We start from the raw sequence: 22,963 nt of genomic DNA, 5'->3' as shown, positions 1-22,963 counted from the left end.
CCGCCCCGTCGGCGCTGGGCAGGGAACGGCATCGGACATCGACGCAGCCACGTACGCTCCGGTCATGGACACGATCACCGTACGGCTGCGGGCAAGCGCTACAGCCTCGGCTCCCGCTCTTCTCCTGCGGCCCTGGAATCCGGCGGATGCCGACGACCTGGTCGAGCTGTACCGGGACGGTGCCCTGCGCCGCTGGACCAGTGCGACTGTTGCCGACGCGGACGGCGCGGCACGCTGGGTTCGGGAACAGCAGGAAGGATGGGAGGCAGGGGAACGTTTCGGGCTCGCCGTCGTGGAGCCGCGAGCTTCCGGGGATGGTGAACGGTTGGTGGGCCATGTAGTCCTCAAACGTCCGACTCCCGGTTCTCCGTCGGCAGAGGTCGGCTACTGGACCGCAGCACACGCCCGCGGCCGGGGAGTGGCACCCAGGGCGCTGCTGGCGCTGACGGACTGGGCCTTCACCGCCTTCGCGGACGACGGGCTGGAGCGTCTCGAACTCCTGCACCAGGTGGACAACACGGCATCCTGCCGCGTCGCGCAGAAGTGCAGGTACGAGTTGAGCGCGCTCTTGACGGCAGCACCGCCGGATTTCCCCCTCGATGGTCACCTCCACGCACGGATGCGCGACGTCTGAGCTTGTGGGCCTCCTCAGTTACTCGGCGGAGGAACCGTGGGAGGAACGACAGGCGTCTTCTAAGCGGTCAAGCTTGAGGAGTACGCAGAGTGCAGATCTACATCACCGCGGACATGGAAGGCGTCACGGGACTCGTGGATGCGCAGGATGTCCAACCCGGTGGACGGGACTACGAGCGCGGACGGCCCCATGCGCAACCTGCTGCCGGACGCTCTGCACCCGGCTGCCCGCCTCATTCGCGGCAAGCCCAAGCAGATGGGCATGCGCGAAGGACTCGTCCCCGAGCACGACGCGGTGATCTGCGTCGGCTACCACTCGCGGGCCGGCGCGCTCGGCGTACTGAGTCACAGCTTCATGGATCATGAGACGAGGACATCTGGCTGGACGGCCGGTGGGCGAGATCGGCCTGGCCCATGCCACCGCGACGGCCCTCCGGGTGCCGGTGGCGGTCCTCACCGGTGACGACGGCGCCTGCACGGAGATGACGGAGTGGGACGCCTCCGCAGTTCCAGAGCGAACCAGTCAGCAGCCCCTCAGTCCGCACACAGTCCGCAAGACACCCGCTCAAGGCCGTCGCACCCCACGCCACCAATCGCCGAAAGGCCAGGTCAGCGCCCCGCAGGAAAGATCCCCGCAGGTCACCAACCCGGCCCATTACCAGGGCAGATGAAGGCCGCCACGCTCACCTGCCCATCGCCTCCTTCACCCACAAGACCACGGAACGCTGGAGGACGTCACGCTTCGTCCTCCAGCTCCGCGCGGCTGCCACGACCAACCTCTCCCGGTTCGGTCTCTACGTTATGAGGGAGCAGTCCACAGTCGAACGCCCCGGCATCTCAGCAGCGGGTCATCGGATCTTCGGTACCGGGACCTTGGCCCAGTCGAGGTCGGAGCCGAGGTAGAAGCTGGGGTAGGCGGGCTGGTTGTAGCCCGTCTGCTGCCTGGCCACCTCGACCCGGTACTGCGGGTCGTGCATGAGGGTGTAGAGCTTGCGGTTGGTCACCTCGGTGCTGAGGTAGATACGGGCGGCGGTACTGTCGGCGGTGCGCACCACCAGCTCCTCGCGCCAGTCGCCCAGAATGTCGGCGACAAGGCCAGGGTTGCCCTTGGTCCAGTTGTTGGTCAGGGTGCCGGTGGCGGTCAGCAGCGTGCCACGCTTCCAGTCGTCGATCGTCGGCGTCTGGAGCGTCGTGGTGGCGGTGCCGTTGACCAGCTGGGTGGTCATGTCCGCGGCCCAGCGGATGCTCTGGTTGGTGCCGGGAGTGACCCGGCCCAGGTGCTCGCCCCGCGCCGACCACAGGCCCGCCTGGATCTCCTGATTGGGCGGCATCGACGACCACGCCTCCAGGCCGCGGATCGCGGGGTCGATGTCACCGACCATGCCTCGGCCGGTGTCGCGGCCGCTGTAGCCGCCGAACAGGACCTGGCCGGTGGCGGCGTCGCGCATGGCCCAGCCGTACGGCGCCCAGGCCCCGCCTTCGTGGACGGTCCAGATCTCCAGGCCGGGCCGGTCGGCGTCGAGGTCGCCGACGTGCATGGCGTCGCCGTGGCCGAGCCGGGCGCTCTGGCCGGGGACGTTGCTCTCCGGCGGGGCGACGTCGAAGGAGGAGTAGAGCAGGCTGCCGTCGTCGTCGATGGTGGCCGCGCCGTAGACGACCTCCTGCTTGCCGTCGCTGTCGACGTCGGCGACGCTCATCGAGTGGAAGCCCTGCGTGGTCAGGGTGGCGTAGGCGGGGTTGCTGCCGTCGAGGCCGTGCGGGGAGGCGTTGAAGGGGTTGGCCATCGGGGCGTGGCCGCTGTCGACGAACCAGCGCTGCTTGAGCTTGCGGCCGTTCCAGTCGTAGGCGACCAGGGTGGTGCGGGTGTAGTAGCCGCGGGCGAAGATCGCTGATGGGCGCTTGCCGTCGAGGTAGGCCACCGAGGACAAGAAGCGGTCGACGCGGTTGCCGGGCTCGATGCGGGCCATCGCGTAGTCGCCCCACATGAGGCCGTCGTCTCCCCGGCCGGGTTTGTAGTCGATGGTCTGCAGCTCCCGGCCGGTGGCGCCGTCAAAGACCGACAGGTATTCGGGGCCCTTGATGACGAAGCCGGCGAACTCCCGCAGGCGGTTGTTGCCGCTGCGGGCGGGGGCGTAGACATCGACGAAGTGGGTGGCCAGCTGCGTCGCGGCCTCGCGGGAGAGCGGGTAGCTGTGCGCGGGCGCGAGGCCGAAGGCCTGCTCCAGCGTGGCGGGCCAGCGCCCGGCGACCACCTCGGGGTGCTCGTGCCACTTCATGAACATGTCCACGACGTGGTCGAAGTAGCCCGCGGCGCTCAGACGGTAGTCGTCGGTGTGCGAGTAGCCGGGCTCCGGCATGGTGACGAACCGCTCGCTCCGGATGTTGCCGTCGGCGTCGTAGCGGATGACCTTGGTGCCCGGGGCGGTCTTCAGCATCATCTCCGAACGGCCGTCGCCGTCGAAGTCGTAGACCAGGAACTGGGTGTAGTGCGCGCCCGACCTGATGTTGACGCCCAGGTCCAGCCGCCACAGCAGCGTGCCGTCGAGGGTGTAGGTGTCGAGGTAGGTGGGGCCGGTGTAGCCGCGCTGGGAGACGTCCTTGGCGTTGGAGGGCTCCCACTTGACCACCAGCTCGTAGCGGCCGTCGCCGTCCACGTCGCCGACGCTCATGTCGTTGGCTGCGTAGGTGTAGGCCTCGCCTGCCGGGGTGACGCCGTCGGCGGGCTTGCGGAGCCGCACATCGTAAAACGATTCATCCCATGGACGGGCGGGAGCGCTCCGCTTGCCTCCGATCGGCGCGACACTGTACTGGGAGGCGGCCGTACCGGCAGGGTCGAGGTAGTTCGTGCTGTCGGTGACGGTGGCGATCGGGTGGCCGTCTCGGTAGACGCGAAAGTCGGTGCCGACCATGCCGGCCGGCCCGGCTCCGGTCACCTCCGAGCCCAGGAAACGCCAGCTCAGAAAGATGCCGCCCGGTGTCGATGCGGCGACGAGGCCACGGTCGAGGCGCTCCATCTTGATGCGGGGTTGGGCGGCGACGGGCGAGGCCGGGAGAACGCACACGAGGGCGGCCACGACTGAGAGCGCTAAGCGGGCGGGGTGCACGAGAAGGTCCTAGGGGGCGTCGGAGTGATTGAATCGATATAACGACTGCGAGAGTAGGAGCGTAAACATCGGCCCGTCAAGGTCTCTTTGCCGCTCGCGTGTACGGCTTCCCCCACGGCAGCGGTGCGGCACTGGTCAGCACTTCCCGCAGCCTTTGGCTCAGGCCCGCATCGAGATCTTCTCGGCGTGTGAAACTTTCAGACCACCCCAGGAGAGCGCGGGAACGTTCTGGGAGCGTTCACAGCGCAGATGGCGGCGTTTTTGACATCGATCGGGATGGCGTGCTTATGCACTGGGCTTGTACCTCGGATGTCAAGCGGGCTCTTTCGGCAAGGCTGGTTCTGCATTACTGTGCACGTTCACAGATCCTCATCAAGCCTGTGAGGAGGACGCGTGGCCTCACCCCCCACTCTGCCTGCGGCTTCGCACCCGATCCCCGTAACGCCTCGTCGCACATCTTGCGACGACACGACATCTGCCTGACTGCGACCGTCGACACCTGCTCCCGGCGCAGCGACACCAGGGCGGCTTGAGCGGACTGATCACCCGCTCGTGCCCCAGGACGCTTGCGCCGGCGGGTCTGTTCGTCATGCCCGTCCACCATCGGCCGCAGCCGCCGGTCCCGGCCCTGCGCACGATCGACAGCTGCCGTGATCCCGTTTCTGATCTCTGTCCTGACCATCGGAGGATCTCATGAAGAGGATCTTGGTGGCGTTGGCCCTATGCGCCGCCGCTACCGTCCCCCCGGGCAATCTGCACAGGCCGCCACCGCATCGCTCAGCATGCTCGGCGCCGATGTCTCTTCCTTACAACGCGCGCTCGACCTGGGCGCGAAGTACCACGACGCCAGCGGTGCGCAGCGAGATCCGCTCGACATCCTCAAGGGGGTCGGCGTCAACTACGCCCGACTGCGGGTCTGGAACAACCCGATCAGCGGTTACAGCAACAAGGCCAAGGTGCTGCAGCAGGCCAGGGCCGTCAAGGCCAAGGGTTTGCAGCTGATGGTCGACTTCCACTACTCCGACACGTGGGCCGACCCCGGCAAGCAGTACAAGCCGGCCGCCTGGTCCGGCCACGGCATCAGCCAGTTGCAGACCGACGTCTACAGCTACACCTACGACGTGTGCACCAGCCTCAAGGCGCAGGGCACCGTCCCGGACAGCGTGCAGATCGGCAACGAGATCAACACCGGCATGCTGTGGGACGACGGCAGGGTGGTCAACAACGACTTCACGAATTTGAGCCTCCTGCTCAAAGCCGGTTACAACGCCACCAAGGCCTGCAACCCCGGCACCCAGGTCATCATCCACACGGCATTGGCCGAGAGCCTGTCCTCCGCCCGCAGGTTCTACGACGGGATCCGGGCCAAGGGCGTGTCCTGGGACATCACCGCCCTGTCGTACTACTGCATGTGGCACGGCACGACGTCCAACCTGTCCACGGTCATCGCCGACATGCGGGCCCGGTACGGCAAGGACGTGGTCATCGCCGAGACCGCTTACCCCTTCACCGCCGACAACGCCGACTCCACGCGCAACGTGGTGGCCTCGGGCTGCTCGGGGTACCGGATGACCTGGCAGGGGCAGGGCGCGCAGTTCGCGGCGGTGCAGAGCACTGCTCGTAACGCGGGCGCGATCGGGGTCTTCTACTGGGAGCCGACGGTCCACAACGGCCTCGGCGTTCGCCTCGAACCTGACCAGCCTGGTGACCCAGGTGCGGTCGCAGGGCGGGACGCCGGTGCTCGTCACGCCTCCCGTGCGGCGGCTGTTCGCCGCCGACAGCACGCTGACCTCGACGGCGCTGCACGTCAACAGCGTGGGCGTGAACCTCCCGGCGACGATGCGGCAGGTGGCGGCTGCGCAGAACACGCCGCTGATCGACCTGACCGCCGCGAGCGAGGCGCTCGTGGAGGGACTCGGCCCGAACGGCTCGGCCGTGCTCTACCTGACCGAGCTGAATGACAACACGCACTTCTCCACGCACGGCGCGAACGAGATGGCCAAGCTCGTCCTGCAGCGCATGCGTGAGCTGAACCTGCCTCCAGTCCCCTACCTGCGATAGCCATCCGGCCTACCTTCGGGAGTTCGAATCATGCACTTACGCATCGCATTGTTGTCCGCAGGCGTCGCGTTGACGGTGGCCGCCTCAGGGGTCGTCATGGCCGCGGGGGCCGCCGCGGCGGCGACCCGCTACGAGGCCGAGAGCGCACCGGCCACGTGCGACGGTGCCATCGAGTCCAACCACGCCGGCTACTCCGGCAGCGGATTCTGCAACGGCAACAACGCCGCCGGCGCGGCGGCGCAGTTCACCGTGACCGCACCCGCGGCCGGCACGGCCACCATCGCCATCCGCTACGCCAACGGCGGGACCGCGGGCCGTCCCGCCGACGTGCTGATCAACGGCACGGTGGCCCACGCGGGCGCTGCCTTCGACCCCACCGGCGCCTGGACCACCTGGCTGACCAAGACGCTGACCGTATCGCTGAACGCCGGCGACAACACCATCCGCCTGAACCCGACCACCGCCGACGGCCTGCCCAACATCGACTACCTCGAGCTGGACCAGGGCGGATCGAACCCGACCGGGCGGCAGATGGAGGACCTCAACCGTGGCCTGATCAGCGTGCGCTCGGGCAGCGGCAACCTGGTTTCCTGGCGGCTGCTGGGCACCGAGAGCCCGGACACCGCCTTCAACCTCTACCGGGGCTCGACCAAGTTGAACTCCTCGCCTCTCACCGGCGCCACCAACTACCTGGACAACGGTGCGCCATCCGACGCCTCCTACACCGTCCGCGCGGTCGTCAACGGGGTGGAGCAGGCCGCGTCCGAGCCGTCGCTCCGCTTCACCGGCGGCAATTACCTGGACGTGCCGATCTCCCGGCCGGGAAGCACCTACACTGCCGGGGACGCGAGCGTCGGCGACGCCGACGGTGACGGCCAGTACGAGATCTTCCTCAAGTGGGACCCGAGCGACCAGAAGGACAACTCCCAGTCCGGGGTCACCAGCAACGTCTACATCGACGCCTACCGGCTCAACGGTCAGCGGCTGTGGCGCATCGACCTGGGCCGCAACATCCGGGCCGGCGCGCACTACACGCAGTTCCAGGTCTACGACTACGACGGCGACGGCCGGGCGGAGCTGGCGGTCAAGACCGGTGACGGTACCGTCTCCGGCACCGGGCAAGTGATCGGCAACGGCAGCGCCCTGCATCGCAACGCCGACGGCTACATCATCACCGGGCCGGAGTATCTGACCATGTTCAACGGGCTCACCGGCGCCGCCATGTCCACGGTGAACTTCGATCCGGCCCGCGGCAACATCAACGACTGGGGCGACAACTACGGCAACCGCGGCGACCGATTCCTGGCCGGCACCGCCTACCTGGACGGCCAGCGGCCCAGCCTCATCATGGGCCGCGGCTACTACGCCAAGAGCGCGATCGCGGCCTGGGACTTCCGCGACGGCCGGCTGGTCCGGCGCTGGAAGTTCGACTCCAGCAGCGCCGGCAACCAGTGGACGGGTCGCGGCGCGCACTCGCTGTCCATCGCCGACGTCGACGGCAACGGCACCGACGAGGTCATCTACGGCGGCATGACCATCAACGCAGGCGGCACCGGCCGCTACACCACCAGCTTCTACGCCCACGGCGACGCCCTGCACGTCGGCGACTTCGTGCCCAGCCGTACCGGCAAGGAGATCTGGATGATCCACGAGCAGAGCTCCGGCGCCTCCGCCACGCTGCGCGACGCGAACAACGGCTCGATCATCATGCAGAAGAACAACACCTGCAACTGCGAGGGCCCGGCCCGCGGCGTGGCCGCCGACATCCACGCCGGTAACGCCGGCGGCGAGTTCTGGGGATCAGGCACCGGCCTGGGCAGCCTCTTCAACGCCTCCGGCGGCAACGTCGGGCGCAACCCCAGCAGCTACAACTTCTTGGCCTGGTGGGACGGCGATCCGGTGCGCGAGCTGCTGGACGGCAACCACGTCGACAAGTACGGCACAGGCGGCGACACCCGCCTGCTCACCGCCTCCGGAGCGCACTCGATCAACGGCACCAAGGCCACCCCGTCGCTGTCCGGCGACCTGTTCGGCGACTGGCGCGAAGAGATCATCCTGCCCCGGGACGACAACGCCGCGCTGCGCCTCTACGCCACCACAGCGCAGACCGACCGGCGGATCTACACGCTGATGCACGACGCCCAGTACCGCGTCGCCATCGCCTGGCAGAACACCGCCTACAACCAGCCGCCGCACCCGAGCTTCTTCCTCGGCAACGGCATGAGCAACCCGCCCCAACCCGACATCTACGTCCGCTGACCGCCCAGCGGTCTGGCGGCCCGGCACCACCGGGCCGCCAGACCGTGACCTGCGCCGACGGCGAGTTGTCCGCAGCCGGCCCGCACCCCCAGGAGCCTCGATGAAATGGCTGCCGAAGATCTCAATACTCACGGCGATGACGACGGCACTGGCCGGCGCTCCCATCGCGTTCGCGACAGGCGCGCACGCCGCGACGACCCGGTACGAGGCGGAGTCCGCACCCGCCGTGTGCAGCGGCGCCATCGCCTCCAACCACTCCGGCTACTCCGGTAGCGGCTTCTGCGATACCCCCAACACCGTGGGCAGCACCGTGCAGTTCACTGTCAGCGCACCGACCGCGGGCACGGCCACCCTGGCCATCCGCTACGCCAACGGCACCACGACGAACCAGCCGGCGGACATCAGCGTCAACGGAACGACGGTGCAGTCCGGGCTCGGCTTCGAGGGCACCGGCGTCTGGAACGTCTGGGCGACCAAGAGCCTGCCCGTGCAGCTGAATGCGGGAACCACCACCGTACGGCTCGCCGCGACCACCCCCGGCGGACTGCCGAACATCGATTATGTCGAGGTCACGACGGGCGCCGGGGACGGCTCGCCCACCGATCCGAACATCCGATTCGTCGGCCGCTGGGACACCCGCAACGGCACCGCCTACGTCCCGGGCTGGGCCGGCGCCTACCTCAAGACGGCCTTCACCGGCACCACCGTCAAGCTGAAGCAGCGCAACACCATCGACCTCTACTACAGCATCGACGGCGGCCCCGACGTCTACCTGCAAAACATGTCGGGCGCGGTGAACCTGACCCCGACACCGCTGGCGGCGGGCAACCACAGCCTGCGCGTGTCCTACCGTGTGGTGGCCGGCTCCTATCGTGGAGACGCGGTCTTCCAGGGGCTGGTGTTCGACCCAGGTGCGCACACTCTGCCCACCGAGCCGGCCCGCGGCATGGTCGAGTTCGTCGGGGACTCCATCACCGTCGGCACCACCAGCTCGAAGAACGCGCTCACCGCGTACGGGTGGCTGGTCGGGGAGCAGTTGGGGCTGGACCACATGCAGGTCGCCCAGGGCGGCGCCTGCCTGGTGAGCACCGCAGACGGCTGCGTCGGCCTGGACCGCCGGTTCGTGAAGGTGAGCGCCGTCGACGGGGCGGTCGACCACGACTTCACCCGGTACCAGGCGGACGTGGTCGTGATCAATCTGGGCACCAACGATGTCGGCCACGGGGTGTCCACGGCCCAGTTCCAGAGCAGCTACGTCGGGCTGCTGCGCACGATCCGCGGCAAGTACCCGAAGGCCGCGATCCTGGCCCTGAAGACCTTCCGCGGGCGGTATGTCCCGGAGACCCAGGCCGCGGTGCAGACGGTCAACAATGCCGGCGATCGCAACGTCTTCTTCGTCAACACCGACGGTTGGGTGCCTCCGGATGGCTTATCCGACGCCGTTCACCCCAACGACATCGGGCACCGTGCGATCGCGGCGAAGCTGGCGCCAATCGTGGCCGCCCACCTCGCGCCGAGCCCCACGTCGACGTCGAGCGGCACGTCCGACTCCTGCGCCGTGCAGTACAAGATCATCAACCAATGGGACGGCGGTTTCCAGAGCACCAATCCCTCGGAGAACCCAGCTCTTGCCCCGGGTGCCTCCGCGGCTGTGGGCTTCACCAGCCTATGGAACGGCGTCAACACCGCCCCGGCATCCTTCGCCCTCAACGACGCCGGATGCGCACTCAGCTGACCCGCCTGTGCCGGTGCCGTACCTGCTGCGATGACCAGACCCGACTCACCTTTTGGAGTTACCCATGTCCTTACGCAGAAGGCTGTCCGCCGCTGTCGCGTTGACGGTGGCCGCCGCCGCGGGTGTCGTCATGGCCGCGGGAGCCGCCGCGGCGGCGACCCGCTATGAGGCGGAGAGCGCGCCGGCCACGTGCGACGGTGTCATCGAGTCCAACCACACCGGGTTCTCCGGCAGCGGATTCTGCAACGCCAACAACGCGGCAGGTGCGGCCGCGCAGTTCACCGTGACCGCGCCCGCCGCCGGCGCAGCCACCGTCAACATCCGGTACGCCAACGGCGGGACCGCGGGCCGTCCCGCGGACGTGCTGGTCAACGGCGCGGTCGCACATGCCGCAAGCGCGTTCGACCCCACCGGCGCCTGGACCACCTGGGTCACCAAGACGCTGACCGTATCGCTGAACGTGGGCGACAACACCATCCGGCTGAACCCGACCACCGCCAACGGCCTGGCCAACCTCGACTACCTGGAGGTCGACGCGCCCACCTCCGGCAAGATCACGGTCTGGCTGGCCGGAGACTCCACCGTCGCCAGCAACTCCGGCAGCAACGTCGTCGGCTGGGGCCGGGAGCTCGGCAACTACCTCACCACCGACGCCACCGTGGTCAACAACGCCGTGGGTGGCCGCAGCGTCCAGACCTGGCTGTACGAGTCCGCCGTCACCAGCACCAAGAACTCCGCCGGGGAATGCGTGCTCAGCTCCACCGCCTACGCCGCCCGCTGGCAGGCGATGCTCAACGCCTCCACCGGGATGAAAGCCGGTGACTACCTGGTCATCCAGTTCGGCATCAACGACAGCTCCTCTACCTGCCCACGCCACGTCGGCACCACCCGCTACCGCGAACTACTCACCGCCATGGTCCGCGCCGCCCAGCAGCGCGGCGCACACCCCGTCCTGGTCACCCCGGCAGCCGCCCTGACGTGCAGCGGAAGCACCGCGACGCCCAACCGCGGCTTCGTGACCGAGACCTTCGACGTCAGCACGGCCACCGGCACCCCGGTCATCGACCTCCACAAACTGAGCTACACCCTCTACAACAGCCTGCGCTTCTGCCCGTTCAACGGCGACTACTCCTCCGGCCCTGTCGGCGCGTTCTTCGCCAACGACCACACCCACTTCGAGGCGGCGGGTGCACGCCAGATCGCGGGCCTGGTCACCAAGGCGGTACGCGACCAGCAACTCGCCCTCTCCGCGTACCTGAGGTAACACTCGACTCACCCCCCAGGAGTCTCATGAAATGGTTGTCGAAGATCTCAGTTGTCACGGCGATGGCGACGGCCCTGTCCAGCGCGCCCGCCGCGTTCGCGACCGGCGCGCATGCCGCGACGACCCGGTACGAGGTGGAGTCCGCACCCGCCGTATGCAGTGGCGTCGTCGCCTCGAACCACTCCGGCCACTCCGGCAGCGGTTTCTGTGACACGCCCAACGCCGTCGGCAGCGCTGTCCAGTTCACGGTGAACATGCCGGTCGCCGGCACCGCTGCCTTGGGCTTCCGGTACGCCAACGGCACCACCGCGAACCGGCCTGCGGACGTCAGCGTCAACGGGTCGGTGGTGCAGCCCGGGTTCGGTTTCGAGGGCACCGGCGCATGGAACGTTTGGGTGACCAAGAGCCTGCCGGTGCAGCTGAACGCGGGGAGCAACACCGTGCGGCTCGCCGCGACCACCGCCGGCGGGCTCGCGAACATCGATTACCTCGACGTCACGACGGACGACGGGAACAGCACGATCATGCAGGGCGCTGACGTGTCGACGCTGCAGCGGGCCGCTCACCTGGGCGCCAGGTACTACTACGCCAACGGCACCCAGGGTGACCCGCTGGACATCCTCAAGAGCGCCGGTGTGAACTACGTCCGGCTGCGGATCTGGAACAACCCGCGCAGCGGCTACAACAACAAGGACAAGGTCCTGCAGTACGCACGCACGGTGAAAGCCAAGGGCCTGAAGCTGATGATCGACTTCCACTACTCCGACACCTGGGCCGACCCCGGCGCCCAGACCAAACCGGCGGCGTGGGCGAACCACGGGATCAGCCAGCTGCAGACGGACGTCTACGACTACACCTACGAGGTGTGCACCAGCCTGAAGGCGCAGGGCACCACGCCGGACAGCGTGCAGATCGGCAACGAGATCAACACCGGCATGCTGTGGCCCGACGGCCAGGTGACCAACAACAACTTCACCAACCTGGGCCTGTTACTCAAGGCCGGTTACAACGCGACCAAGGCTTGCAACAGCAGCACGCAGGTGATCATCCACACGGCGCGAGTGGAGAGCGGCGCCCGCTGGTTCTACGACGGCATCCGGGCCCAGGGCGTGCAGTGGGACATCACCGCCCTGTCCTACTACTGCTACTGGCACGGCAGCCTGTCGACCATGGCCGCCGTGGTCTCCGACATGCGGTCACGGTACGGCAAGCCGGTCATCCTCGCCGAGACCGCCTACCCGTTCACCACGGCCAACTCCGACCACACCGGGAACATCATCACCTCCTCCCAGCCGTGCTCCGGCTACCCGGCGACGCCCGCCGGACAGCAGGCCAACTTCGCCGCCGTGCAGAACACCGCCCGCAACGCCGGTGCGAGTGGGATCTTCTACTGGGAGCCCACCTGGTACGCCGTGCCCGGCAACGGCTGGAACCCGGCCGACATCAACAGCTCCGGCAACGCCTGGGAGAACCAGGCCGTCTTCGACCAGAACGGCCGCCTCAACCCCAACACCCGCTGGCTCCCCTGACAACGCGCACAACGCTCCTGCCGCCCCTCGCGGTTGGCAGGAGCACCCGCACCCGCTTTCGCGCCGCGCGTCCAGCCGACCTGCCGCCGACTGGACGCACCCGGCAACGGACCCAACCGAACTCCCCATCGCCACAGCCGTCCCTACACCCAAGGAGTCATCCATGACCATGCAACGGCGGACATTCCTCAGCGTGAGCGCGGCCGGAGCGGCGGGCCTCGGCCTGTCCCTGCTTGGCGCGGGGCAGGCGCTCGCCGGCGTCGGGCCGCTGGACACGGCGCCGACCACGCCGTTCGCGGTCGGCGTTCGCCGGTATGACTGGACCCGCGGCAGCCGCCCGTGCACCACCTACGTCTACTATCCCGCCACCGGCACCCCCGGCGGCAACCCGGTCACGAACGCCCCGGTCGCCAACGGTGCCTTCCCCGTCTACAACTTCACCCACGGCTACGGCAGCAGCCCGCAGAACTCGCTGTTCATCATCCGGGCCCTGGCCGCGGCGGGCTTCATCGTCCCCGCCCCGCATTTCAACCACAACTTCAACGACGTCAACAACGGCAACACCTCCAAGGACGTCTCGCAGATCCTCACCCAGACCCTCGCCCTCAACTCGAGCGGACCGCTGGCCGGACACATCAACACCAGCATCGGCGTCGGAGTGTCAGGCCACTCCCTGGGCGGCATGACCACCCACGGCCTGCTGACCGCCTGGCCCGACAGCCGGATCATCTCCGCCAACCCGCAGTCCTGCATAGACATGGGCAACCCCGCCAGCTCGGTCTCGGCCAAAGTCCTGTTCGTCCACGGTGACCGCGACTCGACCACGTCGTACTCCTCGGCCCGGCAGGCGTACACGGAGATGACCTGGCCCAAGGCGTTCCTCACCTTCGTCGGCGGCAGCCACACCAGCTTCTGGAGCGACAACCGCTTCCCGAACACCGTCGTCGACTGGGCCCGCTGGACCATGTACGGTGACACCGCCGCACGGGACCGCCTCCCCTCCGACGCTGCCGGGTCCAACACCAGGTGGGAAGCCCAGCTGGGTGACTCGCCCGGCGGCCCGGCCACCTACACCCTGGTGGCCCAGCACAGCGGCAAGGCCGCCGACATCAACGAGTCCTCCACCACCGCCGGCGCACGGCTCATCCAGTGGACCATCAACAGTCGCCCCAACCAGCAGTTCGAGTTTGTGGACTCCGGCGACGGCCACGTCCGCGTCAAGGCCCGGCACAGCGGCCTGTTCCTCCAGCCAACGGGCACCGCGACCGGCGCGGACGTCATCCAACAGGCCGACACCGGCGCCACCGGCCAGCAGTGGCGCGTGGTCGACCACGGCGGTGACGTGATCAGCCTCGTCAACCGGGAGTCCGGCCTGGCCATGGACGTCTGGGAACACTCCACCGCCGACGGTGCCCGCATCGCCCAATACACCTACAACGGCAGCCCCAACCAACGCTTCACCCGGCGCCGCGTCTAACCCATGTGGAAGGCGGGTCTGTGAACCCAACATCGCAGTCCCTCCCCTGACTGTTTCTCGGCGGTTGGATGCGATAGTCCAGAAGAGAATTGGCGGCCGTCGCGATACACCGGATGGACTCGGACTCTCTGGGGACGGTCGCCGACGAAACCCTTGCCGCGGTTCGGAGATTCGCCTCCGCAGACATGCAGCGCCCGGAACGGCGGACACCTTCGCGCAGATCCCAGAGCTGACCGCCACCAACTACTTTGCCCATTCGTATCCGCACGCCTAGGGAGCAAACATGAGCGACAGATACCGGGCCCGCGCCACCGCGGTACTCACCGCGCTTGCGGTGGCGGCGGGGATGTCCTTAGCGCCCGCGCCGGCGCACGCCATCTTCGGCACCGCGGACATCAAGCCGATCGAGAGCAACATCGCCGCCAAGTTCTGGGCCTCCGCGACGGCAAGCAGCGGCTCGTCCACCGCTCGGTTAGCCACTGACGGAGACCCGGCGACGTCCTGGTACGCGGACGGCCCCAGCGCCCGACAGCGGCTGACCGTCGACCTTGGCGGCACCTACGACAACCTGCGGAAGGTCAAGGTGATCTTCGCCGACCGTGGCGTGGTGTACCGGTACGTCATCGAGACCTCATCCGACGGTCGCCGCTGGACCACGATCGCCGACAGGTTCCGCGACCAAGCCGCGTCACGGGGAGCGGTGCACCTGTTCACCCGGCCGGGAACACGCTTCGTCCGGCTTACGGTCACCGGTGCGTCAGGCCACCCCAAGGTCGGGGTGAGCGAGCTGCAGGTCTTCAACTACCTGCGCGACGATCTCATCCTCGGCGCCGACCTGTCCTGGGTGGACGACGTCCAGACCCGGGAATACTGGGTCAACCCCCTGGCCGCCGACCGGGGCGCCGGACCGCACCTACTTGACGTGGCCAAGGACCGCGGCATGGAGTACGTCCGGCTGCGGATCTTCAACGAGCCGAGGGACGAAAGCACCGGCGAACCGACGCCGATCCCGCGCCAGGGGCCGGAACGCTCGCTGCAGTCAGCACGGTGGATCAAGGAGCGGAGCATGGGCCTCGGCATCGACTTCCACTACGCGGACTCCTGGGCGGACCCGGCCAAGCAACCGAAACCGCGCGCCTGGGCCGAGCTGGAGTTCGACGATCTGACGCAGGCGGTGTACGACTTCACCGGCGGCTACCTCCGCCGGCTGATCAAGCAGGGCACCACGCCGGACAAGGTCGCCGTCGGAAATGAGATCATCAACGGCTTCATGTACGGCAGCGAGGCGGCCCTCATCGGCACGACCAACCCGCCGTACTTCGTCAACCAGGCCGACATCTACCAGTCGAAGCCCGGCGGCGGCCTGCTGTGGCGCTACTGGCAATCGACCGACCCAGTCGAGCAACGGCTTTACAACGAGGCGTGGGACCGGTTCACCACGTTGGCCGCGGCCGGGATCAAGGCCGTGCGCGATACGTCGCCGAAGACCAAGGTGGAGATCCATGTGATCGTCGACGCCGGGCGGCTCGCCAAGACCATGGAGTTCTGGAGCCAGTTCCTCACCCGGGTCAAGGCAAAAGGCCAGAACCCTGACGTACTCGCGATCTCATACTATCCGGAGTGGCACGGATCGCCTGACGCATTGGATGCCAACCTGCACACGATCGCGACGACCTACCCCGACTACGAAATCGACATCGCCGAGACCGCCTACCCCGCGTCCGGCGGCGACGGCTCGCCATTGCCCAACTCGCCCTTCCCCCGCACCGTCCAGGGCCAGGCAGACGCTATCCAGCGGGTCTTCCAGGCCGCCAATGACGTGGTCGACAACCAGGGCACCGGCGTGCTGGTCTGGGAGCCGGCGGGCTATCAGCCGATGTTCCGGGCCGTTCCCGAGTTGCCCAACACCTGGGAGCCGCACGCGTCGATCAACGTGTTCAACGCGAGCCAGGCCAGGCACGTCCTTGAAGACACCGTCTACATCACCACCCGGGTAGGTAGGACTCCAGCGCTCCCCTCCTCCATCCGTAAGCTCACCACCGCAAACAACGCCATCACCACAATCCCCGTTCACTGGCAGGCGCTGCCGGACGGAGCAACCGACACGCCCGGTGAGGTGGTCATCGTCGGGACGACGGCGCTGGGCAAGGTCACCGCAGTCATCGACGTCATCTAGGCACTCCTCAAAGGCCCGTCGAGGCGAGTCGAGCCCCAGACCGGGCGGGCGAGTCGCGGCGGGAGGGCCACATACGCGTGTCGCATGCGGCCCTCCCGCTCAGGCAAACCGAGCCGGTGTCCACCCCTACCGGTGCGGGCGTGCGAATAGCGCCGGACCGAGGCCGACGGCAGCGGAGTGCGCGCCTGGGCCGCCGCGCCGGCCCCGACGTGTCGGCGCGGGGACGGGCTGCGTCCCGTGACTTGGCCGCCTACCACCGGGCCGACCCGGTCGGTGAGGATGGCTGACGAGTTGCCCCTGTTCGACCTGCCGGAGCCCGAACGGTGGCCGCCGCTCTCTCAGAGCCTGCTGACGAAGGCTTAAGTGCTTGTGGGCATGGGGCCGTAGAGGGCTGGTCCGATCTTGTTGATGTAACCCTCGTGGGACCATTGGGACAGCTGGACGCGGAAGCTGTTGACGTTCTCGATCCCGAGGATGACGGCCAGCTCGGCCCCTCTCCAAGCCCGCCAGGGCTGGACGGCCAGGAGTTCCAGGACCTTGCCGCGCCGGTCGGGACTGGACAGCTCTGGAAGGGGTGGTGGGTCGCCCCATCGGCTATGGGGCGGTTGCCCTGCCAGGTTGCGGGTCAGGCGGCGGGTCATCTGGTACACGGTGGCCCACCAGATCATGAATTCGTGGTGTTCGGGCTTGCGTTCGTAGATCCTGACGAGCCGGCGGTAACGAGCTAGCCAGGCGAATGTTCGCTCTGCCACCCACCTACGCGGCAACACGACGAAACCGCGCAGGTCATCAGAGCGCTTGACGACCGTGACGGTCAGGTGGAGCACGTAGCGCGCCCAGGCGAGCAGGCGTCCGGCGTAGCTGCCGTCCGCCCACACCAGCGCGATGGTGGAGAACTTCTCCCGCAGCCGGGCCAGCAGCGGGTACGCGCCGTCACGGTCTTGAACCGACGCAGCGGTGACGATCACGCACAACAGCAGCCCGAGCGTGTCGACCGCGATATGCCGCTTCTGTCCCTTCAGTTTCTTGCCTGCGTCAAAACCGCAGGCCGTAGCCCCGACGGTCTCAGCCGCCTTGACCGTCTGGGAGTCGATACACCCGGCCGTGGGCAGCTCGCCACGTCCGGCCATGACCCGCAGATGGCCGCGTAAGCGCCCGGCGAGCCGTTCGGGCAGGCCTCGCCGGGACCAGCGCAGGAAGAAGGCGTACACCGCCTCGTGTGAGGGGAAGTCGACCGGCAGGGCCCGCCACTCGATCCCGTACCTGGTCACGTAGTTGATCGCGTCCAGCATGGCCCGCAGGCCATGGACCATCGGCCTGCCCGTGGGCGCGACCAACTCGGCCATCACCGCTCGCGCCTCGACTTCCAGCACCGTCCACTCGGTATCGGTCAGATCCGACGGATACGACGGCTTTCGGCCATGACACCGGCACCCCGGTGAAGCACAACCGCTGGCGCCCACGGACGTGGGCGTGTAAGCAGACAACCACGGGCTCCTGGTCGCCGAGATGCATAGACAACACCTCATCTGACAGGAGCGGCGTCAGCAGCGGCGCCTCCGACGTCTCCTGCCGGACGGCTTGGTCAGCTCGCCTGATCGATGACGTCGTGGAGGTACTCCACGGCGAGCTTTTCGGCGTGGCGACGGGGTTCGATCAGCGCTTCGGTGTCGTTGAGCCACTGGCGGTAGAGCGTGACGCAGGCGAGCAGAGCCTGACCGGCGTCGTGCCGGTCGTAACCGCAGAGGGTTGCCTGAAGGGCGCGCGCCTCATCCGGTGCGATGAACTCGAGGTGGCGGACGCCGCGCGGTGGCGCATCCACCCGCCGAGCGGCCAGAGGACCCAGCACGGCCTCTCGCAGGTAGCTGAGGAAGCCGATGACCTCGAACAGCTCACCGCGGCCGAGTTTCGTCGCGCCGTAGTGCACCCAGACCCAGAATCGGTCCTCGATCCACTGGAGGTCGAGCGACGGGTCCGCCAGCGGATGCTTCGCCAAAAGGGCAGCCAGGGCACCGTCTCGGTCCCACAGAATGTGCGGGTCCTCAACACGCTCGGCGAAGTCGGAGGCTCGCACGAACTTGAAGTCGACGTGAAGGAGGGGCGGCCCGACAATCGTGATGATCAGTCGGGGTTCGCCGACATGCTCCCCGGTGAACCCGGCCACCAGGGCGGCCCACGAGCCGATCAGCTCAAGACGCTCCTTCATGACCGAGTCGAACGCCTCGTCGTCGATGACCACGATGAGATCTACATCGGAGTAGCTATCGGGGCGTCCCTTCGCGATCGACCCCGCGACGGCAACACCGGCCACCCTCGGATCTTGCTGCATCCGAGGAAGCGCATCGCCGAGAAACCGGGCATGCAGGGAGAGCGCGTCCATGACGTTCCTTTCGATACGAAACAAAGTTTTCAAACGTACCATGCCGTCCGGTCGGCCCGGGCACGTGAGAAGAGCACGGGTGAAGGCCTGCCGTGCCTACCGGGACGGCTGGAACGTCACCCCGAACGGTGCCGGGCTCGGTACGTGTACATGGGAAGAGTGCCCGCCGGCCGGGCAGCGGTGCGGGCTCATCAGCTCATCCTCTGTGATCTTCTGGGAGCCCGCTCTCCTTTACGGTCAACGATCCACATGACCAGACTCTGGGGGTCCTCGGACAACAACAGCAAATCCCTTTGTCAGCAGGCTCTCAGAGAGCGGGACCGCGCCTGATGACCGCCGAGCTGACCTTCGCCTGGTCGACGGTTCCCGGACGACCCGCTCCTGGCTGCGGGCGGTCCGGTACTTGCCGTTGCCGCCATTGATCGCGAACTGCTCATCGAAATCGGCCTTTGGCGGAGAGCCTTGCGACGCCAGCAGTGGTGATCTGTCCGTTCAGCTGATCACCGAGGGCCGAGCCCAGGCGACCCTCGCTGGTGCGGGTAACCGGTCTTCATCAGCGGTCTCCACAAGCCGAGAATGTACTTGGTCTGTAATGGTGGGCGCCCGGGCCCTCCGCTGCTCAGGTTCAGCTCGTCCCAGGTCGCCTGGCCGAATTCCGGGATGTAGTGCCTGCTGTTGATCCAGGATGCCGCGTGTGGCTGGATTGTCCGTGGTGCCGGGTGGAGTCGTGCGGCCGGTTGATGACTTCGAGTTCGCGTCGCCGCGCGGTGTACGACTCGGACCGGACCCGGGGCCATCATCGGATGCTGATCCGCCGGCGTAGCGAGGGTCGTGTCGGACATTCAGCAAGACCGTCGTCGTCATCACCGCGAAGTCCGCCGGGCGCAAGGTCTTCGGCCTCGCCACCGCAGGCGTCCGTCTCGCTTGACCTCTTGCGCGTCAGTCCGGCAGCCAGTGCAGCTCGTGCGCCAGGGCTTTGGCGACGGCACGGATGCGGCGGTGTAGCGGCGACTGCTCGCGTGGGAGGACCAGGTGGATCGTCAGGCCGGGCGCGCCCCGCAGCGGTCGCCAGGTGAGACCGGCCGGTTGTGCCGTGACCGCGGCTTCTCCGGCCGGGGCGAGGGTGACCCCGTCGCGCAGGTCGCGCTGAGACATGTCGAAAGAGACTGCGGGCGTGTGGAATCGGGGGTGTGGTCGGATGTCTCGGAACAGTGCGGACAGCTGATCGTGGATCACGGGGTTGGCCGCACGGTCCGGGAGTCGCAGCGGATACGCGGCCGCGTCGGCGATCTCGATCTCCGGGTGTTCGGCCAGCGGATGGTGCTGCGCCAACTGGACCCCGACGCGCATACGCCGCAGCAGGAACCGGCGCACGCCACGGCCCGGCTGTTCACCGCGGGTGATCCCGGCATCGATGCGGCCGTCGGCGACCGCGGGGGAGATCTCCGGTGTCGCCATCGGGACCGCGCCGACCTCGAGTCCGCTGTTGCCGCGAATCAGCCTGTCCACCAGGGCCGGTGCCGTCTCGGCCCCGGCGCTGAGGCTGTATCCGATGCGCAGCGTGCCCAGTTCACCGGCCGCCGCGCTCCGGGCGGTGTCCCATGCCCGGTCCAGCGCCGCCAGCGCGGGCGGCGCGGACTCCGCCAAAGCCGCACCGGCCGTGGTCAATTCGACGCTACGCGTGTTGCGGACCAGCAGGGCCGTGCCGAGTTCCGCCTCCAATCGGCGCATCCGGGCGCTGAGTGCGGGCTGTGCGATACCGATCCGTGCGGCCGCGCGGGTGAAGTTCAACTCCTGCGCCAGCACCAGGAAGTACCGCAGGCTCACCGTATCCGGCGCCACGTGCTCTCCCTGCCGATTGATAACGATCCGTTCTGAGTCTATCCCGTACCGGTCTTTCCCTCGCCCGCACATCAAGCCCTAACCTGCGCATATGACGATTCAACTGACCGCAGTACCCGTTGCCGGGATCGATCGATCTGAGTGTCAATTCGAAGTCGGACGTGTCCGGCCCAACACAGGAGGTTTCCATGGCTAAGGGCTACTGGGTCAGTGTCTACCCCGCCATTTCCGATCCTGAGGCGCTGACTGCCTACGACAAGCTGGCCGGTCCGGCTGTCCAGGCTGGGGGCGGGCGCGTCCTGTCCCGGATCCCGTCCCGTGGCGGTCGAGTCGTCGCCCACGAGGCCGGAATCACGCAACGCGTCGTTCTGATCGAGTTCGACAGCTTTGAACAGGCCGTCGCGGCATACGAGAGCGAGGCATACCAGAAGGCGCTGGTGGCCCTCCCCGACGGCTTCGAGCGCGACTTCCGCATCATCGAAGGCATCGGCTGACCGGCGGGCCCAGCCATCGCTGAGCATCCGTCACCTGATACGCACACGGTGCTGAACGACGACTCACGAGACGAGGTCGAAGCCATGCCCCGCGTCCCAGTTCGTCGTCGACGTCCTCGACGGCCTGATCCCTGCCGGGCGGATCGAAGAAGCGACGCGACGTCCGGACCAGCTGGACTGTCGGAGCCAAGGCAGTCGTCCTTTCACGCCGGGCTCGCCTGAGACGGCTGCCCCCGGCAAGCGAGCCGTCGCCACCGAAAACGCAAGGTAGGTCCGAACAACTCACGTCAGCACCGTTCGGACCTACCTTGCCATCCGCTGCTCACGGCTCCGAAGACTGCGGCTTTCGAGCGGAACGGACACGACGGAACCCACGGGGTTTCGACAGCTCATGATCAAGATCAGGTGGGGTTCGGCTCAACATGGCCTCGATAGGACGCTCCAGCAGGCTTCGGGCGATGTCCGCATAGTCGATGGCGGTCTGCGAACTGAGGTGGAAGACCAGCTCCAGATGCAACGGATCCGCGTTGACTGCGAGTGCTTCCTGGAGAACACGGTCACCGCGGATCTGCTCAGGTTGGACGCCGAGAAGCAGCAGACGCCAGGTCAGGTAGGAGTCGCTGACGGGCTCGGTGCCGGCTGCGGACTTCCACGAGATCAGGACATGGCGGTTGGGCGTATGCGGCCACTGGCGGTGGCGATCATGCAACCAGTCGACGAGGGCGCGGTGCGCGAACTCGGACAGCTTCTTGTGATGACCGCGGATCCGGATCTGCCGCCTGGGCAGGTCGATGTCGTCAAGGGTCAGCTGGCGAATGGCGCTCGCGCGCATGGCATGGACGGCGGCCAAGGCGACGATCAGCCGTTGCTCTGACGTCACCGCCACCTTCTTGACTTTGGCGATCTCGGCGTCCGTCATGGGCTGCAACACGCGCCCCGGCGCGCGGCCGACGCTCAAACGGCGGGTCGGATCGGCGAAGATCAGGCGGTGGCGCTTGGCGAACTGAAACAGTGACCGCAACGCGGTGAAAGTGCCAGCGCGCTGGTGGCCGGTCAACGCGTCCAACACCTGGGAGACGTCGTTCTCCGTGACCTCCCGCAGCTGGTTCCGGGTTTTTGACCAAGCCAGGAGTGGGGTCGGACTCGTCCGAAGTAGGCATAGAGCGTTGACTCCGATCGAGCCTTGGTGCGCGCGCTGCCCTCCAGCAGGACGATCAGCCAGGTACGGTCGTCGGCGCGAAAGCCCTCGGGAAGCAGGCTGCTTCTGGATCGACCCGGCCACCGACGCCGAGAAGGCCGACACGATCAAGGTCATGGGCGGCGAGGACTGGGCCCGGTGGGTGGACGCCCTGGCCGCCCGCCGCTTGCTCCGCCCCGGCTTCACCACGGTGGCGCTGTCCTACATCGGCTCGCACCTCACCTCGCAGATCTACCGTCAGGGCACGATCGGCGCCGCGAAGGCTTACCTGGAAGGCACCGCGCTCACCATCGAGGGCGTACCGAGCGGAGTCGGCGGACGGGCGCTGACGTCGGTCAACGGCGCGGCCGTGACGCAGGCTTCCACCGCGATCCCGGGAACCGCCCTCTACACCAGCCTGCTGCGCGGCGTCCTCGGCGGCACCATGCAGTCCCCCATCGCCCAGGCAGTGGACATGTGGGACCAGCTCACCGGCGCCCACGAGCCGCAACTGGACGAGGAGGGCCGGCTCCGCCTCGACAGATGAGAGCTGCACCCTTCCGTCCAGGAACAGGTGACTAGCTTGGACCTCGGTACGGGGCAGCTGGGTGTGACCGAGCTGCTCGGTCGGTCTGGTCAGCTCACGTTCGCTACGGCATGTGACGGCCAGGTTCGGTTGTCATTCCTTATCCGTCGCGGTGGCCGCCGTAGCTGCGGTGCTGTGGACTGGACGCGAGGGCAGCAGGGACGCCGGGATCAGGCCGAGGCCGGCCAGGCCCGCCAGCACGACAAAAGAGGCGCCGGTCGCGGGCGCGGTCGTCGCCCCGCCGGC

Annotated in this window: 16 protein-coding genes and 1 pseudogene; 12 read left to right on the top strand and 5 right to left on the bottom strand. The window is 67.7% G+C overall.

The genetic code is table 11. From position 1 onward, the window contains the following. The first annotated feature begins 64 nt into the window (after positions 1–64). Positions 65–634, top strand: a complete 570-nt coding sequence (locus ACIBVN_RS17085) for a GNAT family N-acetyltransferase (protein ID WP_397137262.1) — start codon at positions 65–67, stop codon at positions 632–634. Positions 635–747: 113 nt separating this feature from the next. After that, a pseudogene (locus ACIBVN_RS17080) lies at positions 748–1,304 on the top strand (M55 family metallopeptidase). 177 nt (positions 1,305–1,481) lie between these two features. Here the strand turns inward: ACIBVN_RS17080 and ACIBVN_RS17075 are convergent. Then, complete coding sequence (locus ACIBVN_RS17075) at positions 1,482–3,647, bottom strand: rhamnogalacturonan lyase (protein WP_397137830.1); 2,166 nt, start codon at positions 3,645–3,647, stop codon at positions 1,482–1,484. 872 nt (positions 3,648–4,519) lie between these two features. On the opposite strand from ACIBVN_RS17075, the gene ACIBVN_RS17070 reads away from it, so the two are divergent. The 8 genes from ACIBVN_RS17070 (at position 4,520) to ACIBVN_RS17035 (ending at position 16,238) form a co-directional block, all read left to right on the top strand. Next, on the top strand, positions 4,520–5,698 hold the full coding sequence (locus ACIBVN_RS17070; RefSeq protein WP_397137260.1) for an arabinogalactan endo-beta-1,4-galactanase: 1,179 nt from the start codon (positions 4,520–4,522) through the stop codon (positions 5,696–5,698). After that, positions 5,673–5,798, top strand: coding sequence for a hypothetical protein (locus ACIBVN_RS17065; RefSeq protein ID WP_397137258.1), 126 nt, complete (start codon positions 5,673–5,675; stop codon positions 5,796–5,798). The genes ACIBVN_RS17070 and ACIBVN_RS17065 overlap by 26 nt, the downstream gene beginning before the upstream one ends. Before the next feature lie 30 nt (positions 5,799–5,828). Next, on the top strand, positions 5,829–8,057 hold the full coding sequence (locus tag ACIBVN_RS17060; RefSeq protein ID WP_397137256.1) for a carbohydrate-binding protein: 2,229 nt from the start codon (positions 5,829–5,831) through the stop codon (positions 8,055–8,057). A gap of 100 nt (positions 8,058–8,157) precedes the next feature. After that, positions 8,158–9,792, top strand: a complete 1,635-nt coding sequence (locus ACIBVN_RS17055; protein ID WP_397137254.1) for a GDSL-type esterase/lipase family protein — start codon at positions 8,158–8,160, stop codon at positions 9,790–9,792. 64 nt (positions 9,793–9,856) lie between these two features. Then, entirely contained in the window at positions 9,857–11,056 is a 1,200-nt protein-coding gene (locus ACIBVN_RS17050; RefSeq protein ID WP_397137252.1) for a carbohydrate-binding protein, read from the top strand. Between the two features lie 26 nt (positions 11,057–11,082). Beyond that, on the top strand, positions 11,083–12,585 hold the full coding sequence (locus tag ACIBVN_RS17045; protein ID WP_397137250.1) for a glycosyl hydrolase 53 family protein: 1,503 nt from the start codon (positions 11,083–11,085) through the stop codon (positions 12,583–12,585). Positions 12,586–12,748: 163 nt separating this feature from the next. After that, positions 12,749–14,062, top strand: a complete 1,314-nt coding sequence (locus ACIBVN_RS17040) for an RICIN domain-containing protein (RefSeq protein WP_397137248.1) — start codon at positions 12,749–12,751, stop codon at positions 14,060–14,062. Positions 14,063–14,345: 283 nt separating this feature from the next. Continuing rightward, positions 14,346–16,238 (top strand): glycosyl hydrolase 53 family protein, encoded by a 1,893-nt coding sequence (locus tag ACIBVN_RS17035; RefSeq protein ID WP_397137247.1) that lies wholly within the window; start codon positions 14,346–14,348, stop codon positions 16,236–16,238. 359 nt (positions 16,239–16,597) lie between these two features. Here the strand turns inward: ACIBVN_RS17035 and ACIBVN_RS17030 are convergent, their stop codons facing one another. The 3 genes from ACIBVN_RS17030 to ACIBVN_RS17020 all read right to left on the bottom strand — a co-directional run bounded on the left by ACIBVN_RS17030 (position 16,598) and on the right by ACIBVN_RS17020 (position 20,460). Then, positions 16,598–17,767, bottom strand: a complete 1,170-nt coding sequence (locus ACIBVN_RS17030) for an IS5 family transposase (protein WP_397137245.1) — start codon at positions 17,765–17,767, stop codon at positions 16,598–16,600. 56 nt (positions 17,768–17,823) lie between these two features. Beyond that, positions 17,824–18,618, bottom strand: a complete 795-nt coding sequence (locus tag ACIBVN_RS17025; protein WP_397137243.1) for a nucleotidyltransferase domain-containing protein — start codon at positions 18,616–18,618, stop codon at positions 17,824–17,826. Positions 18,619–19,557: 939 nt separating this feature from the next. Further along, positions 19,558–20,460, bottom strand: a complete 903-nt coding sequence (locus ACIBVN_RS17020) for a LysR family transcriptional regulator (protein WP_397137241.1) — start codon at positions 20,458–20,460, stop codon at positions 19,558–19,560. Between the two features lie 188 nt (positions 20,461–20,648). On the opposite strand from ACIBVN_RS17020, the gene ACIBVN_RS17015 reads away from it, so the two are divergent. Then, positions 20,649–20,954, top strand: coding sequence for a DUF1330 domain-containing protein (locus ACIBVN_RS17015; protein ID WP_397137240.1), 306 nt, complete (start codon positions 20,649–20,651; stop codon positions 20,952–20,954). Positions 20,955–21,276: 322 nt separating this feature from the next. Here the strand turns inward: ACIBVN_RS17015 and ACIBVN_RS17010 are convergent, their stop codons facing one another. Beyond that, the gene (locus tag ACIBVN_RS17010) at positions 21,277–22,023 is read right to left on the bottom strand and encodes a hypothetical protein (protein WP_397137238.1); all 747 of its coding nucleotides are present in this window, start codon (positions 22,021–22,023) and stop codon (positions 21,277–21,279) included. Positions 22,024–22,120: 97 nt separating this feature from the next. Here ACIBVN_RS17010 and ACIBVN_RS17005 point away from each other — a divergent pair, with 97 nt between their 5' ends. Continuing rightward, on the top strand, positions 22,121–22,678 hold the full coding sequence (locus tag ACIBVN_RS17005) for a hypothetical protein (protein WP_397137236.1): 558 nt from the start codon (positions 22,121–22,123) through the stop codon (positions 22,676–22,678). The last annotated feature ends 285 nt before the right edge of the window (positions 22,679–22,963 follow it).

This window comes from Nonomuraea sp. NPDC049400 (assembly GCF_044466425.1).
In the GTDB taxonomy this organism is placed as follows: domain Bacteria; phylum Actinomycetota; class Actinomycetes; order Streptosporangiales; family Streptosporangiaceae; genus Nonomuraea.
The sequence above is the reverse complement of the archived record's forward strand: the minus strand, read 5'-3'. Positions and strand labels throughout refer to the sequence as shown.